This window comes from Bacillus sp. FSL W8-0640 (genome assembly GCF_038007725.1).
Taxonomy (GTDB): Bacteria; Bacillota; Bacilli; order Bacillales; family Bacillaceae_G; genus Bacillus_A; species Bacillus_A cereus.
Map to the genome: position 1 here is coordinate 1 of NZ_JBBOXT010000005.1, position 18,234 is coordinate 18,234.

Sequence of the window (18,234 nt, forward strand, 5' to 3'; positions counted from 1 at the left end):
GAAACCACGAATTTTAACTTGATGGTCAATTCTTCCTAAAAACTCAATATTTCCATCAGGTAACATTCTCACAAGGTCTCCTGTTCGATACATTCTCTCTCCTAGAATGAACGGATTTGGAACGAATTTCTGAACTGTTAATCTCTCGTTATTTAAATACCCTTTACTTAATCCGTCTCCAGAAATACATAGTTCTCCAGGCACACCAAGTGGAAGCAGGTTAGAATTTTTATCTACTACAAAAACCGAAGTATTTGCTAACGGTTTTCCTATTGGGATAACCTCAGTTACTTCATTAACAAAATAATAAGTAGCATATACCGTGCTTTCAGTTGGACCATAAACATGAATAATTTTATCTTTGCCCAATTTCTCAAGGGCTTTGTTCACATGTGAAACTGAAACTCTTTCACCACCGAATAATATTTTTCTTATTTTATCTAAACAATCTATTTCTAAATCTACAAGCGCATTAAATAAAGCTGTGGTAATAAACATAATACTTATTTGTTCTTCCTTTATTAACTTAGCTAGTTTAACAAGACTTAATACAGTGTCCTTCTCAACCATTATTAACTTTGCACCATTTAGAAGCGCACCATAAATATCAAATATAGACCCATCAAAAGCATAATTCGAAAGTTGTAGTATCGTATCATTCTCATTAATTTCAATATAATTTGTATTCTTAACTACTCTAATTGCACTATAATGCGGAATAACTACTCCTTTTGGTGTTCCTGTTGATCCTGAAGTATAAATGATATAAGCTGTATCACTTGAATGATTTATCAAATTCAAATTATCTGTACTTAGCCTTAAAAAATTCTCTTGATCTAAATTAATTAACTCCACATTCAAATTAAGTTGACTTATACATCTATCTTGAGTCAATAAAACTTTTACATTACTATCTTGTAACATGTAGTCAATTCTCTCTTTAGGAGTCTCAGGATCAATTGGTAAATAAGCCGCTCCGGATTTTAAAATCCCCATAATTCCTATAATCATTTCTAAAGAACGGTCGACCATGATTCCTACAATTGTGTTTGATTGAACACCTTTTTCTCGCAGTAGTCTAGCTATTTGATTTGATTTTTCATTTAATTCCCTATAAGTTAGGTTATTACTTTTAAAGCTAACTGCCACACGGTCAGGTGTCTTCTCAACCTGTTCCTCAAACAATTGATGTATCAACCTATCTTTAGGATATTCAACGGTTGTTTCATTAAATTTATAAAGAAGGATGTTTCTTTCCTCTTCTGAAATTAAATCTATATCGATCAATTTCTTAGCATCATTTTCGATAACTTGCTTCGTTACATTTTGAATATGACACTCTAGATTATTGATTAGTCTTTCTTCATATACATTTTCATCATATACAATTGTTAGTTTCAAATTCTCTCCTATTCCTACAGTAAGGCTTAGGCTATAATTACTTCTCTCTTCGTCGGTTACAGATACAACTTCGAACCCTAATCCACTTTCCTTTTCTTCCAATCCTTTTTCATCAATAGCATAATTTTCAAATACTAATATATGATCAATAAGATTACTTTTTAAGTTGCTAAGAGCTTGAACTTCGGCTAGATTAATATAATTATAATCATTGCCCTCTATTGCATCATGTTGAGTTGCTTTTAAAACTTCTTTAAATGATTTTTCACTTTGTAGCTTTATTCTAGTTGGTATTGTATTTATAAATAAACCTAACATATTCTCAATACCTTCTACAGCTGCATCTCTGCCTGAGACAACTGTTCCAAAAACAACATCCTCACTATTGTTATACTTCGCTAGAATAAGCCCCCAAATACTCTGCATCACTGTATTTAAGGTGACGTTATTTTTATTTGCCAGTTGTGTAATCTTATCAGTTAACTCTTTTGAAAACTCTATCACTTTTTCTCTTCTCTGATACTTTCCAGCACTAGAGTTATTAAATTTAGGGAGGGTAGCATTTAACTCATACCCCTCCAGATACTTACTCCAATACTTCAATCCTTCTTCATTATCCTGATTATTTAGCCAATTTATATAATCACTATAGGGTCTAGGATCTTCTAATTGATGCTCTTCACCTTTCATTTTATGTGAATAGATAGTAAATAACTCATCTAATATAATCCCAATACACCAACCATCAAGTAATATATGATGAAAGCTCCAAATTACTTTATATGAGTTATCATTTGTTTTGATCAAACAAATTCTCATAAGGGTTTCTTTTGTTAGGTCAAAGCCCTTCACCTTATCATCTACTATATATTTTTCCACATATAAATCTTTAGTGTTTAAATCTAAATCACTTACATCATTATAGCTAAACTTAATTTTTCTATCCCTTAATATTACATGTAATGGCTCGTCCAATTTATAATTAAATGATGCTCTTAACACTTCGTGCCGTTTCATAATCTCGTTGAAACTTTCCTCAAAAATAGTTTCATCTACATAACCTTTTATATCTAATATAATTTGTTCAAAATATGCATCTGAATTTTTATCTTCAATAGCATGAAACAGTATCCCCTTTTGCATATTTGACAATGGATAGATTTTCTCAACTTTATTAACTTTCATAAATTTATCCCCCTAAATAGTTTCCGTCGGAAAAGGCACAAAAATTATAAATATGATTTGTACAATTAAGTAGTCGCTATGATTGTGTTTTGCCTCCAGGCTTTAATTATCGATGAATTCATATTCACCTAGTAACTCATCAAGCTCTTCTAGTGACATTTTATTGTAACCATAATCGGAAGCTGTTTTTTCTGATTCCGTTTGATTAATACAATGATCAATTATCATTTCAAGATTCTCTTTATACTTTTGGTTAAAATCAGCGATTAAAAATTCGGAATATTCCCCTTCGTTGAAGGTAGTGTTTATTATTAATGTATCCTCTACAATTATTGAATTAATTTCTATAGAAGCATCTCTTGCATTTTCGCCACCTATACTTTCGCCAGGTGATAGCCACGATGCAGAAAATTCTTCATTGGTCGCTTTTTTACTCATTTCTCCCAAATAATTAAATAATATAGGTGCCGGCTCATCATTTAACAAATCTTGATCCTTTTTTAGGTATTTTAAAACCCCATATCCTATTCCGTTATTAGGGATTTTTCTTAAAGTCTCTTTTACCAATTTTATACTCATAGAAATTTCTTTTTCTTTACCTAAATCAAAATATACAGGGTATATTGTAGTAAACCACCCAATAGTCCTACTAACATCTATGTTTTCAATGACTTCTTCTCTTCCATGACCTTCCATGAGAATTTTCAGCCTGTTTTCTCCTGTTAAATCTCTTACTGTTACTAACAAAGCCGCTAAAAGAATATCATTTATTTGAGTATTATATGTTTTGTTTGTTTCTCCCAATAACTTTTGAGTGTTCTCCTTATTTAGTGAAATGGTTAAGGTCTTGCTATTTTTATAATCGGTCACATCTATTTCTTCATTTTTCGCTAAAAAATCTACTTTCATTTTAGATATGTCTGCCCAATATTTTTTTTCTTTTAGAAGTTTATTACCTACCGCATAATCCATTAACTTTTCTGAAAACTCCTTAAATGAATCCGTTTTAAAACCTATATCAAGTTTTTCATTGAGATATGCTTGTTTGTATAACATTTCGAAATCTTCGAATAATATTCGCCATGATACTCCATCTATTACAAGATGATGGATAGTAATAAGCAAATGATCACCCTCATTTGTTCTAAAAATGCAAAGTTTTAACATTTTACCGTCAGTAATCGAAATTTCTTTTTGTATATTTGTTGCTAGTTGACCTACTATCTCCTGTTGATTATCTTGATTCTTAATATCATGGACATATAAATCAAAGAAATCCCCATTCAAATCACGATTATATTGGATAATTTCACCATTTTCCTCTTTATAAATCATTCGTAAGGCATCGTGTTTTTCACAAATTTTACGAAACACCTTTTCTACAATCTGTTCTTCAAATCCATTTTTTCTATACAGCATAAATGATTGATTATAGTGATTTAGCTCTTTATTATTTAATGCTTCGTTTAATACAAAATGTCTTTTCTGTATTGGCATTAAAGGAACATTTCCCTGAATTATTTCATAGTTTTTCTTTACTCTCGATTCATTTTTTACATACTTACTAAGATTTTTAATTTTCGGGTTTTCAAATAAATCTTTAATTTTGAGTTTAAGATTCACTTTCGATAGTTTAGAAACTATTTGTAACGCTTTTATAGAATCTCCACCAACCTCAAAAAAACTATCGTTAATTCCAATTTCTTTAATACCCAAGACATCCTGCCAAGCTGATACAAGATGTTCTTCCACTTCATTTCGAGGCGCTTCATAATCTGTTCCCTTAGAAAGATCCCCCTCTTGTACAAGAGGCAATGCTTTTCTATCTATTTTTCCATTCGGTGTAAGAGGCATTTTATCTAATTGAATAAAAAATGAAGGGATCATATAATCTGGTAAATAATTTGACAAGTAGTCTCTTAATTCACTTGTAGTTAGCTCCTCTTTAGCTATTATGTATGCACATAAATAGGTAAAACCAGCATTATCTTTCCGATCAATTACTACCGCCTGATTTATATTTTGATTACCTAATAGTTTAGCTTCAATTTCTCCTATTTCTACCCTAAACCCTCGAACCTTTACTTGATTGTCTATTCTTCCTAAAAACTCAATATTTCCATCTGAAAGCCATCTTGCCAAATCTCCTGTTTTATACATTTTTTCACCAGGTATAAAGCCATTTGAAACAAACCTTTCATGAGTAAGGTCTGGTTTGTTTAAGTATCCTTTTGCAAGGCCTTTTCCACCAATGTACAATTCACCATACACCCCTATAGGTTGTGGTTCTAATAAAGAATTTAAAACATAATATTTTGTGTTATTTAATGGCTTTCCTATAGGAGTATTTACCATTTGTGGTATATAATCGTACTCTTCTTCATAATAGCTAGAATCAATAGTTGCTTCTGTAACTCCATAGCTATTAATTACTCTCATATTCTCCCCATATCTTTTAACCAAATTTTTGTACTCATGTATAGGGCAGCTATCAGAACCTAATATTAATAATCGTAATGTCGTGAGATCAAAATTATTTTCATATACATAATTCATAAAAGGTATAATAAGACTTGGAGTAGATTCAAAAATATTAATCTTATACTTCTTAATTGTCTTATATAATAAATCCAGTTCTAGCTTGATATCACTCGGTACTATATACATTGTCCCACCATTTAATAAACTTCTACATAAGTCCCCTGCAAATACATCAAACGACATACTAGCCATTTGTAGTAAATTGACTTCATACTTTGACAATTCATAGTGATCTCTCCAAGTGTAATGGGCATTAACCAAATTTTTATGCTCTACTAACACACCTTTAGGGTTTCCAGTTGTTCCTGATGTATATATGATATACACTAAATCATCTGGTGAATTGATATGATTTAAATTATCTTCATCAATATCATATATATCTATATGATTTATATTTACTACTTCACCGTAGGAACCATTTTTATCCGTTAGATGTTCTTGGGTAATAATAATGTCCGCATTACTATCCTCAAGCATAAATTCTATTCTCTCTGTAGGGTATTCTGGATCTATCGGCAGATATGCTCCTCCAGCTTTTAGAACCCCCAATATTCCTACAATCATTTCTACTGATCTATCCACCATTATTGCAACTATGCTATTTTGTGCAACACCTTTTTCTCTCAAAGTTCTAGCTAGTTTATTTGCTTTTTTATTCAATTCCTCATAGGTCAACTGCTTTTCTTCGAACACTACAGCTATATGATTTGGTGTTTTTTTAACCTGCTCTTCAAAAAGTTCGTGTATAGTACCTACTGGATATTCAACAGCAGTATCATTAAACTTGTTTAATATCATTTCTCTTTCTTCTTGTGAAAGCAAATTTATTTCACTTAATTTTTGTTCAGGATTATTAACAATTTCTTTTAAGATATTAACTACATGATTTCCAATTCTTTCTATTGTTTCTTTTTTAAATAATTTTGTGCAATACTCTAAAATAAATTCTATATGATCTGTATTTTCAATTGCCGATAAACTTAAATCAAACTTTGCCGCTTTAAAATCAATGTCATACGGTTCGATTTTTAAGCCTTTTATATTCAACTCTAGATTATCTAAATTTTGAATAGAAAACATCGTATCAAACAATGCGTTTCTACTAATATCCCTTTTTAAGGCTAGCTTTTCAACTAACTCATCAAATTGATAATCTTGATTTTCATAAGCATTTAAGGTATTTTCTTTTACTTTCTTCAAATAATCAATGAATCTACTGTCTGTTTTAGGACGATTTCTCATCACAAGAGTATTAACAAACATACCAATAGTATTTTTTAAATCATCATGTTGTCTTCCTGCAGTTGGTGAGCCAACTATAATGTCTTCTTGTCCCGTATATTTCGAAAGTAGCGTTGTATATGCTGCTAAAAGTAGCATATACATAGTAACTCCATTTTCCCTTGCAAACATTTTAAGCTTGTTTGTTAGTTCAGAATCTATTTCAAAACTTAATCTATCTCCCTCGCTACTTTGTATTTGTGGTCTTGGAAAGTCAGTTGGCATATTCAGAACTGGTATCTCATCCTCAAATACTTTAAGCCAATATTCCTCCTGTTTCTTTATATTATCACCGTTACAAAACTTTTCTTTCCATTCTGAATAGTCTTTATATTGAATTTCTAATGGCGCTAATTTTTTTTCTCCAAATATATCTGTTAACTCTTTCATCAAGATGCTCATTGATACTCCGTCTGAAATAATATGATGCATATCAAGCATCATGATATGCACATCCTGACTAACTTGTACGATTTCTACCCTTAGAAGAGGAGCTACCTCTAGATTAAAGGGTCTTATGAATCGCGCCACTCGTTCTGATACATTCTCTTTCCCTAATTCACCATATTCAATTTTAAAATCTATTTCTTTTTCTATCTTTTGAACTGGTTCTCCATCAATCATTACAAAAGAAGTTCTTAATGCTTCATGTCTATCAATTAATGCTTTAAAGGCTTTTTCAAAAGTGTCCAATTGAAAGCGCCCCTTCATTTGTATAACAACTGGTAGATTGTAAGTAATTCCACTATCCTCTATTTGATTTAAAATATATAACCTTTTTTGAGCCGATGAAAGATTATAAAATTGCTTTTCCTCAGCTTTCTTTATTTTTGAGTAAGTACTCGTTTCTTTCCCTTTTATATATTCACCAATGCCTTTGATAGTAGGAAAATTAAATATTTGTTTTAATGGTATTTCAACATTTAATTCTTTGTGTATCTTTGATACCAATGAAAAAGCTTTTAGTGAATGTCCTCCAGCTTCAAAGAAGTTATGATTTATTCCAATTTTCTCTATACCCAAAACGTCCTTCCACACTAAAGCCAACTTCTCTTCTACTAGATTTCGAGGTGCTTCATAATGATCTTCTATGAATTTATTGAAATCTGGTTCCGGTAATGCTTTCACATCCACTTTTCCATTAAGTGTAATCGGCAATTTTTCCATCTCTATGAAATGCAAAGGAATCATGTAACCAGGAAGCTCTTTGGCAAGCAACTCTCTCACTTTATCTATGTTCAGTTCTTCATTCAAATCATTAACTGTAATAAATGCGCAAAGATATCTGTTTCCATCTATCCCCTCTTTATCAATTACTTTAGCTTCTTTTATGTTCGATTGTCTTAATAAGTGATATTCAATTTCTTCCAGTTCAATTCTAAAACCGTGAATTTTTACCTGATTATCTATTCTACCTAAAAATTCAATATTTCCATCAGGTAGCCATCTTACTAAATCTCCAGTCCGATACACTCGTTCTCCTAAACTAAAAGCATTAGACTTGAATTTTTCTTCAGTTAATTCTTTTTTATTTTTGTATCCTCGCGCTACACCTTCTCCACCTATATATAATTCACCAGGTATTCCTATCGGCAGTAATTGAGCGTTATTATCCAAAACATACAATTTATAATTGCTTAGTGGTTTACCTATAGGTACACTCATTCCCATACAATCATTGAAACTGACCTTATAATATGTTGCGCAAACAGTTGTTTCTGTAGGACCATATGAATTATAAACATCGGCAATCTCAATAATATTTTTTATATATTCATACTTTAAAACATCTCCACCACTAATAAATTTCATATTTTTATTAAGTATTAAATGCTTATTTTTATCAATTTCATTGAGTAACATTGGTGAACAGCTTACTAAAGTCACATTATATTTTTCAATATTTTTAACTAGCTCATCTATGTTCAGATCACCAATTTTTTTACCAATGATTAATTTCCCTGAATTAGCCAAAATAGGAAATATTTCTTCCGTAAAAGCATCAAATGAAAATGAAACTACTTGTAATATAGAATCTTCTTCATTTAAAGGAATTTGTTTTGAAAATGCATAAATATAGTTAATAACGTTACGATGTGTAGTCATAACCCCTTTAGGCTTTCCACTAGAACCTGACGTATATATTAAATAAGCTAAATCAGATGAATGATTTAAATTTTCTAGGTTGTCCTTATTTAAAGAACTAATTTCTTCATCATTAAATAAAATACTTGGAACTGTTCTTACTTTGAATTGTAAGTGCTCCTGAGTAACAACTAATTTTGCTTCACTATCTTTTAGCATATATTCAATTCTTTCTTCAGGATACTCAGGGTCAATTGGTAAATATGCTGCTCCAGCTTTTAAAATCGCCAATATGCCTATTATCATTTCTGGGGATTTATCCGCCATAATTCCTATTACAGTATCCGGCTTTGCACCATTTTTTCTAAGCAACCTCGCCAGTCGATTTGCTTTTTCATTTAGTTGTGTATATGTTAATTGTTCCTCTTCAAATATAACTGCAATATGATTTGGTGTTTTTAGAACCTGCTCTTCAAATACATGGTTTAAGGTCTTATTTTTAGGGAATTCAGCCATAGTATCATTAAATTTGTGTAATATGATTTCCGTTTCTTCTTCTGAAAGTAAATTTATTTCTCCTAATTTAAGCCCCGGATTATTGGTAATTTCCTTTATTACATTTACTAAATGACCTGCAAGTCTTTTGATTGTTTCTTTTTTAAATAATTTTGTGCAATATTGCAAATCAAATTTCAAATGATCTGTATATTCTATCGCCGTAAGACTTAAATCAAATTTCGCCACATTAAAATCAATATCGCAAACCTCAGTGGTTACTCCATTTATATTAAACTCAAAATTATTTTGAGTTTGTATATCAAACATCGTATCAAACAATGCGCTTCTACTTGTTTCTTTTCTTAAATTTAGTTTCTCTACTAATGTATCAAATTGATATTCTTGATTCTCATAAGCATTTAATGTGTTTTCTTTTACTTGTTTTAAATAATCAATGAATTTAGTATCTGCTTTTGGATGACTTCTCATTGCAAGGGTATTGACAAACATGCCAATTGTATTTTTTAAATCATCATGTGTTCTTCCCGCAATTGGTGAACCAACTATTATGTCCTCTTGCCTTGTATATTTAGAAAGAAGCGTTTTATATACTGCTAAAAGAAGCATATACATAGTAACTCCATTTTCCCTTGCAAGAAATTTAAGTTTATTTGTTAGTTCAGAATCTATTTCAAAACCAAGCCTATCTCCCTCACTACTTTGTATTTGTGGTCTTGGAAAATCAGTTGGCATATTCAGAACTGGAATGTCACCCTCAAATACCTTGAGCCAATATTCCTCCTGCTGCTTTATGTTATCTCCTTTATAGTATTCTTTTTGCCATTCCGAATAGTCTTTATATTGAACTTTTAATGGTGCTAATTCTTTTTCTCTAACTAAATCAGCTAACTCCTTCATCAAAATGGCCATTGATACTCCATCTGAAATAATATGATGCATATCAAGCATCATGATATGCTCATTCTGATTAACACGTAAAATCTCTACCCTTAGAAGCGGCGCTATCTCTAAATCAAAAGGTCTTATAAATCGTGCCACTCGTTCTGATACGCTATCTTCTCCTAATTCACTATATTCAATTTTAAAATCTATTTCTTTTTCTATCTTTTGAACTGGTTCTCCATCAATCATTACAAAGGATGTTCTTAATGCTTCATGTCTATCAATTAGTACCTTAAAAGCATTCTCAAAAACTTGCATTTGGAAATCGCCCACGATTTTGATAACTAAAGGAATATTATATGTCGTACCTTTAGATTCCAAATTATTTAAAATAAGCATCCTTTTTTGTGCCATTGATAAGGTATAACAATCATTTTCTGATTGTTTCGCTTTTGGAATTTCATTCTTTTTTTCTATATCTTCATTTTTTAAAGCTATAATAATTTTTTCTTTATATAACTTTATTTTTCCCTTTAATTCAGCTGTTATTAGTTCACGAGGTCCAATAATTTTTATCTTCCCTTGATTCTGATATAAGAAAATGTTTGATTTTTTCAAATCATTTATAAACCCTTTAATATCCATAACTAGAATCATTCCCTTCGCGGTGCCCATTCAATTTCTCACACTGTTAGTAAATAACTAAAACAACTATCAAATTTCATATACATCTTTGAAATTTAAACCATTGGGCCTAGTTTAACTGCACAATCTATTCCCTTTTCTCTGCTGAGAAGAAGTATAGATTGTACAGTTTTCCTAGGATAAATCCCCTTTTCTTATAATTGAATCTTAAATCTCAAAACAATCAACATTATAGAAAATGTGCCTTTTTACACCTAGTACTAATATCTTTTACCTCCAAAAGAAATGAATTTCATTTTAAACCGTTATACCTCTTCCTCAACATAATCATAAGAACTATTTTGACGATCATGTTCAGTTGATAGGATATAATTTGCTAAACCCATTACACTTGGATTCTCAAAGAAATTGTGAATGCTTATATCTGTATTTAAAACTTTATTAATAGCAGCAACAGCACTCATTAACTTCAGTGAATTTCCTCCTATTTCAAAGAAGTTATGAGAAATTCCAATAGATTTGATGCCTAGGATTTCTTCCCAAATTGAAATAATAGTCTCTTCTACAAAATTACTTGGTGCTACGTACTCTACCTCAGTTGTTACATTCCCATCAGGCTTTGGTAATGACTTTCGGTCTACTTTCCCATTTGTAGTTAGCGGTAGCTTATCAAGTTGAACAAAAAAAGCAGGAATCATATACTCTGGAAGCTTTTTAGTTAGATACTTTCTAATTTCTTGAATTATTAATTCATCTTTCCATGTTTCAGAAGTAAAGTAAGCGCATATATATTTTTCACCATGAATATCATCTCTTACGATAACAATAGCTTCTTTTACTTTTTTATATTTAAGTAGCTGACTCTCTATCTCACCAAGTTCAATCCTGAAACCACGAACTTTCACTTGATGATCTATTCTACCTAAGAACTCAATATTTCCATCAGGCAACATCCTAACAAGATCCCCTGTTCGATACATTTTTTCTTCTGGTATAAATGGATTTGAGACAAACTTTTCTGCTGTCAAATCTGGTCGGTTTAAATATCCTTGAGCCAATCCTGCTCCACTTAAACAAAGTTCTCCAGCTACGCCGATTGGAAGTAGTCTCTGATTTCCATCTACTATAAATGCTGAAGTATTTGCTAATGGCTTCCCAATTGGTATTGTGTCGAATTCTTCCTTGATTTCATTTATACAATAATACGTAGCAAAAACAGTACTTTCTGTCGGACCGTATACATGAATCAGCTTATCTTTCCCAAGATACTCCAATGCTCGTTTTGTATGTGATACTGAAATTCTTTCACCACCAAAAAGGATTTTTCTTATATTAGATAAACACTCTATTTCTAAATCAACCACCGTATTAAATAAGGCTGTAGTTATAAACATAACACTAATTTTTTCTTCTTTTATTAATTTTGTTAGCTTACTTAAATTCAATACTGTATCTATTGATACCATCACTAATTTTGCACCATTTAACAATGCACCGTAGATGTCAAATACGGATCCATCAAAAGAATAATTTGAAAGCTGTAAAATAATATCATCTGCATCAATCTTAATATAGTTTGTGTCACGAACAACTCTTACTGCATTAGAGTGTGATGTAACCACACCTTTTGGTATTCCAGTAGAGCCCGATGTATATATGATATAAGCTATGTTCCCAGAATCATTGATAGGAGCTAAATTCTCTTTACTCAATTGAAAATTCTCACTCTTATCTAAACTAACCATCTCTACATCCAATGAGGAATCATTAATGAACTTCTCCTGCGTTAATAGAATTTGAATATCACTATCTTGTATCATAAATTTGATTCTATCCTGCGGAGATTTAGGATCTATCGGCAAATAAGCTGAACCTGATTTTAAGATACCCATTATTCCAATTATCATCTCAGGGGATCTCTCAACCATAATTCCCACAATTGTATTTGCAGTAATCCCTTTATCTCGTAACCATCTAGCAACTTGATTAGACTTTTCATTTAATTCTTGATACGTCATTTTAGTGCCTTCAAATTCAACGGCAATATGATTAGGCGTTTTCTCTACCTGTTCCTCAAACAACTGATGTATAGTCTTATCCTTCGGATAATTCGTCTTTGTATCATTAAATCCATACAATAATGCATTTCGCTCTTTCTCTGGGATTATGTCTATCTCATTTAATTTCTTATCCTCATTTATAACAACTTGTTCGGTTACTTTTTTAAGATGCATTTCTATATTGTCTATTATTTTCTGTGGATAAATCTTTTCGTTATAAGTTAATTTTAATACTAACTGTTCTCCAGGAATTGCTACAATGTTGAATCCATAATTGGTTTGCTCTTCTCCCCTTATATTTTGACACATAAAACCTGTATTACTTTCTGCATGATTAAAACTACTATCATCCAGTGAATAATTTTGAAATACCATTACATGATCAATTAGATTTCTTTTTAGATCATGTAAAGATTGAATTTCAGCTAAATTTATATAGTTATATTTATTATTTTCTATTGATTCATCCTGGACATTTCTTAAAACCTCTTTAAAACTACTATCTTTTTCCAGTTTAACTCGAGTCGGAATTGTATTAATGAATAATCCTACCATCGCTTCAATTCCTTCTACTTTTGCCTCTCTTCCTGATACGACTGTTCCAAATACAACATCTTCTATATTATTGTACCTCGCTAAAAGAATGCCCCAAATTGTCTGCAGTACGGTATTAAAAGTAACTTGATTTCTATTTGCGAGTTGAATAATGTTACGAGTCATTTCTTTTGAAAATTCTATCATTTTTTCTTTTCTTTTATACTCATTAACTTTATTCAAGATTTTAGGAACCTGTGCTTGTTCTTCATATCCATCCAAATAGCTCTTCCAATGTGCTAATCCTTCTTCTTTATCCTGTTCTTCCAACCATCTTATATAATCACTATATGGTGTTGGCTCCGCTAAATGGCTATCTTCATCTTTCATCTTTCTTCCATAAACATCAAATAACTCACCTAATATAATCCCAAGACACCATCCATCTAACAATATGTGATGATGACTCCATACCAATTTATATGAATCCTGATTCATTTGAATTAAGCTAATTCTCATTAATGTGTCTACACTTAAATTAAAGCCTTTTTGTTTATCATTTTGTAAATAATTCTCTATAAACTTTGTTTTCTGCTCAATGCTTTCGTCTTGAATATCATAATATTTGAAACCTACTTTTCTATCTTGAAGTATGACGTGTCTTGGTTCCTCCACTAATTCATACTCAAATGCTGCTCTTAATATTTCGTGTCTCCTCATTATTGTATTAAATGATTTTTCTAAAATATCTACATCTACAGTCCCTTTTATATCCATTACAATTTGTTCGAAATACATACTTGAATTTTTATCTTCTAATGCGTGGAATAACATCCCTTTTTGCATATTTGCTAACGGATATATTTTCTCAATAATAAAACCATTGTATTTTTCTTTTATTTCTTCAAGTTCTTCTAATGTTATATTTATATCTCCATAATCAAAAGGTGTTTGATCTGGTTCTACTTTATTCGCACAGTGATTAATTATCATTTCAAGACTTTCTTTATATTTCTGATTTAAGTCCTTTATCATTTTTTCACTGTATTCTAATTTATTAAATGTTGTATGAATAACCAATTCACCATTTAAAACCATTGAATTCATTTCTATAGATGTATTCCTATTAATTTTCTTACCCACTGTTTCACCTATAGACCATTTCGATGCAGAGAATTCTCTCCTGTTAATATCTTGATCCAATTCACCTAAATAGTTAAATGAAATTGGTGCCTTTTCTTCATTCATAAATCCCTTATCTTTTGCTAAATGTTTTAATACCCCATAACCTATTCCTTTATTTGGTATTTTCCTCAAAATTTCTTTAACTGTCTTTATGTTGGTCGAAAGTTCATTTTCATTCCCTATATCTAAAAGCACTGGATACATCGTCGTGAACCATCCAACAGTCCTATTGATTTCGAAATTCTCTATTACGTCCTCTCTTCCATGCCCTTCCATATTTACTTTTAGCTTGTATTTCCCCGTCAATTCTCTGGTTCCAACTGCTAAAGCTGTTAATAAAATATCATTTATTTCTGTGTTATATGCCCTATTTGTATTTCTAAGTAAAGATGTAGTGAGTTCTTTATCTAATGTAATACTTACTGTACTACTATTTTCAAAGTTGTTTTTTGTGATTTCTTTCTTTTTAGGGATAAACTGTACATTCTCTTTTGATATACTTGTCCAATATTCCCTTTCTTTCATTAATTCCCTACTCACGCTATAAGCTTTTAACTTTGATGCAAATTCTTTATAGGAATCTGTTTTGAATCCTATTTCTAGCTTTTCACCCTTTTCTAGTTGTGAATATAAAGTCTCCAAATCTTCGAGTAGGATTCTCCATGATACTCCATCCACTACAAGGTGATGAATCGCAATCAGAAGATGATCTCCTTCATCCGATTTAAATATACAAAGCTTTACAAGTTTACCTTCTTTAATATCCATCTCTTTTTGAATATTTGTAGCAATTTCATATACCTTCTCTTCCTTATTCTCAACGCCCTTAACATCATGAATATATAAATCAAATAGGTTCTTGTCATAACTCCTATTATATTGAATTATTTCTCCCTCTTTTTCTTTATATATCATGCGTAAAGCATCATGATGTTCCATAATTTTATTAAATACTTCTTCTATCTGTTTTTCATCAAATCCATTTTCTCTAAATAGCATGAACGATTGATTAAAATGATGTATCTCTTCTTGGTTTTTCTCAAAATACCAGCTTTGTATCGGGGTTAATTCTACTTCCCCCTTTACTATTTCATGAACCTTTTGTTCTTTCTTTTCTCGTTTTATATATTTTCCAAGATTTTTAATTTTTGGATTTGCAAATAAATCTTTCATTTCTAGTTTAAGACCAATTTTAGATAATCTAGATATAATTTGGATTGCCTTAATGGAATCTCCTCCAGATACAAAGAAATTATGATTAATCCCTATATCCTCTATCCCAATAATACTTCTCCAAATTTCAACGAGCTTTTCTTCCACTTCATTTCTCGGTTCCTCATACTCTACCCCAGTATTAATACTTCCATCTGGTTCAGGAAGTGCTTTTCTGTCTACTTTCCCGTTCGTTGTCAACGGAAGTTTATCTAATTTCACAAAATATCCAGGAATCATATAATCCGGAAGTTTCTGTTCTAAATATTCTCGAATTTCCCTTGCATGTAATTCTTTTTGTGAAACAATATACGCACATAAATATTGATTACTTTCCTTATCTTTTCTAGCTATAACAATCGTTTCTTCGATATCTTGATGAGTTGACAGTTGACTTTCTATTTCTCCAAGTTCAATTCGATAACCACGTATTTTCACCTGATGATCTATCCGTCCTAAAAATTCTATATTCCCATCAGGTAACCACCTTGCAAGATCTCCAGTTCGATACATAGATTTACCGTTATTAAATGGATTTTCAATAAACCTTTCAGCTGTTAATTCTAGATTATTCAAATATCCTCTTGCTATCCCCTCACCTGATACACACAGTTCTCCAGCTACTCCAATTGGCTGAAGATTATTTCCCTTGTCTAATATATATATATTAGTGTTTAAAATTGGTTTTCCAATCGGAATTACCTTATCACCGCTTATTTGATCAAACTCAATTCTATAACTTGTGGAATCTACACAACACTCTGTAGGCCCATAAACATTTGTGATATTAGGTTTAAAATCAGCAAATTTTTCAAATAAACCTTTGATTAAATAAGGCGTTAATGCCTCTCCTCCTACAATAAATTCTTTAATTTCTAATTCTTGTTCTATTTTATTTACATAGCTAAGCATTGTTAAATGTGCCGGAGTAGCATCGGATACATGTATTTTATTTGCTGCATAATACTCAATTAAACTCATTGCATTCCAACTTACTTCCTTTGGCACAACAAATAAGGTATGTCCTAAAAGTAATGTTGCAAATATTTGTTTCACCGATGCATCAAATATAAATGGTGCTAGCAACGCGACATTAACATTAGTATTGAATCTTTTATAAATTACATCATTTAACCCATTGACTAAGTTATTTACACTATTTTGTTCTATCATTACACCTTTAGGATTCCCTGTAGAACCCGATGTATATATTACATAAGCTAAATTTCGGGGACTATTTATTTTACTGATATTCGTTCTATTTTCTTTATATTTTAATTTATCTAATTGTATAATTTGTCCATGAAAAGATATATCGCTATGAACCTCATTCGTTACGCATAGTATCTCTATATGGCTATTACGTAACATATATTCTTTTCTTGTCCTAGGATAAGTTGGATCAATCGGTAAATAAGCTCCTCCAGCTTTTAAAATCCCCATTATACCTACTATCATTTCAATAGAGCGTTCCACCATTATTCCCGTTACTACGTCAGGACCAACTCCTTTTTCGCGAAGTATATGCGCAAGGCTATTTGCCCTTTCGTTTAGCTCTTTATATGTTATACTTTGATTTTCAAAAACAAGTGCCACATTATTAGGTGTCTTCTCTACCTGTTCTTCAAAAAGCTCTGGAAGTGTTTTTTCTTTATCATATTTTCCTTTTGTATTATTAAATTCGTTTAATAACTTACTTTTTTCTTTCTCTGTTAATATATCTATTTCACTTAATTTCTGTTCTGGATTTTCTACTACTTCTCTTAAGATATTTATAAAATGCTCTAAAAACCTCTCTATTGTTTCCTTTTTATAGAGAGCCGTACAGTATTCAATTTCTAATCCTAATCCGTCCTCTAACTCACTTACATGTATAGTAATATCAAACTTAACTATTTTCCTCTGATCTTCTAACATGCTAACCTTTAGTCCATCCAAATTTAATAGCATATTATCAGTGTGTTGAAATACAAGCATCGTATCAAATAGTGGATTTCGTGAAATGTCTCTTCTCACATTTACCTTTTCTACCAATTCTTCAAATTGATAATCCTGATTTTCATATGCTTTCAATGTATTTTCTTTTACTTCTTTTAAGTACTCTCTAAAAGATCTATTGCCCTTTGGATAATTTCTCATCGCAAGGGTATTCACAAACATTCCCATTACGTTATTTAAATCTACATGTTTTCTTCCTGCAATTGGTGATCCTACTACTATATCCTCTTGCCCTGAATATTTAGAAAGCAAAGTCGTGTATCCTGCTAACATCAGCATATACATAGTAACTTCATTTTCTGTAGCCAACTTGTTTAACTGATTATAAGTTTCACTATTGATTTTTAAATTGATTCTATCTCCAGCAAAACTTCTTCTTTTTGGCCTTTTATAGTCCGTTGGCATATTTAGTACTGGTACTTCTTCATTGAACACATTCATCCAATACTTTTCTTGCTTTGTGATTTCTTCTTGAGTAAACAAGCCTCTTTGCCACGCAGAATAATCTTTATATTGAATGCTTAATGGAGATAATTTTTGACCATTATATAATTCAGCTAATTCCTGCATGAAAATCCCCATTGATACACCATCTGAAATGATATGATGCATATCTAATACCATCACGTGCTCATCATCTGTAACATGTATGATTTCAACCCGTAAAAGAGGAGCCTTCTCCAAATCAAACGGTTTAACAAAT

3 protein-coding genes are annotated in these 18,234 nt (G+C 31.1%); all 3 read right to left on the reverse strand.

Annotation, left to right across the window (positions count from 1 at the left end; all coding sequences use genetic code 11):
• Nucleotides 1-2,586 (reverse strand): non-ribosomal peptide synthetase (locus tag N2V80_RS30275; protein WP_340981205.1); only part of this gene is annotated, 2,586 nt, incomplete at its 3' end.
• A 102-nt stretch (nucleotides 2,587-2,688) separates the two neighbouring features.
• Complete coding sequence (locus N2V80_RS30280) at nucleotides 2,689-10,542, reverse strand: amino acid adenylation domain-containing protein (RefSeq protein WP_340981206.1); 7,854 nt, start codon at nucleotides 10,540-10,542, stop codon at nucleotides 2,689-2,691.
• 305 nt (nucleotides 10,543-10,847) lie between these two features.
• Nucleotides 10,848-18,234 (reverse strand): amino acid adenylation domain-containing protein (locus tag N2V80_RS30285; protein WP_340981207.1); only part of this gene is annotated, 7,387 nt, incomplete at its 5' end.

What these genes read in the sequence shown, in the direction of transcription:
- N2V80_RS30280 (WP_340981206.1), bottom strand. Translation starts at nt 10,542, where the DNA reads ATGGATATTAAAGGGTTTATAAATGATTTGAAAAAATCAAACATTTTC.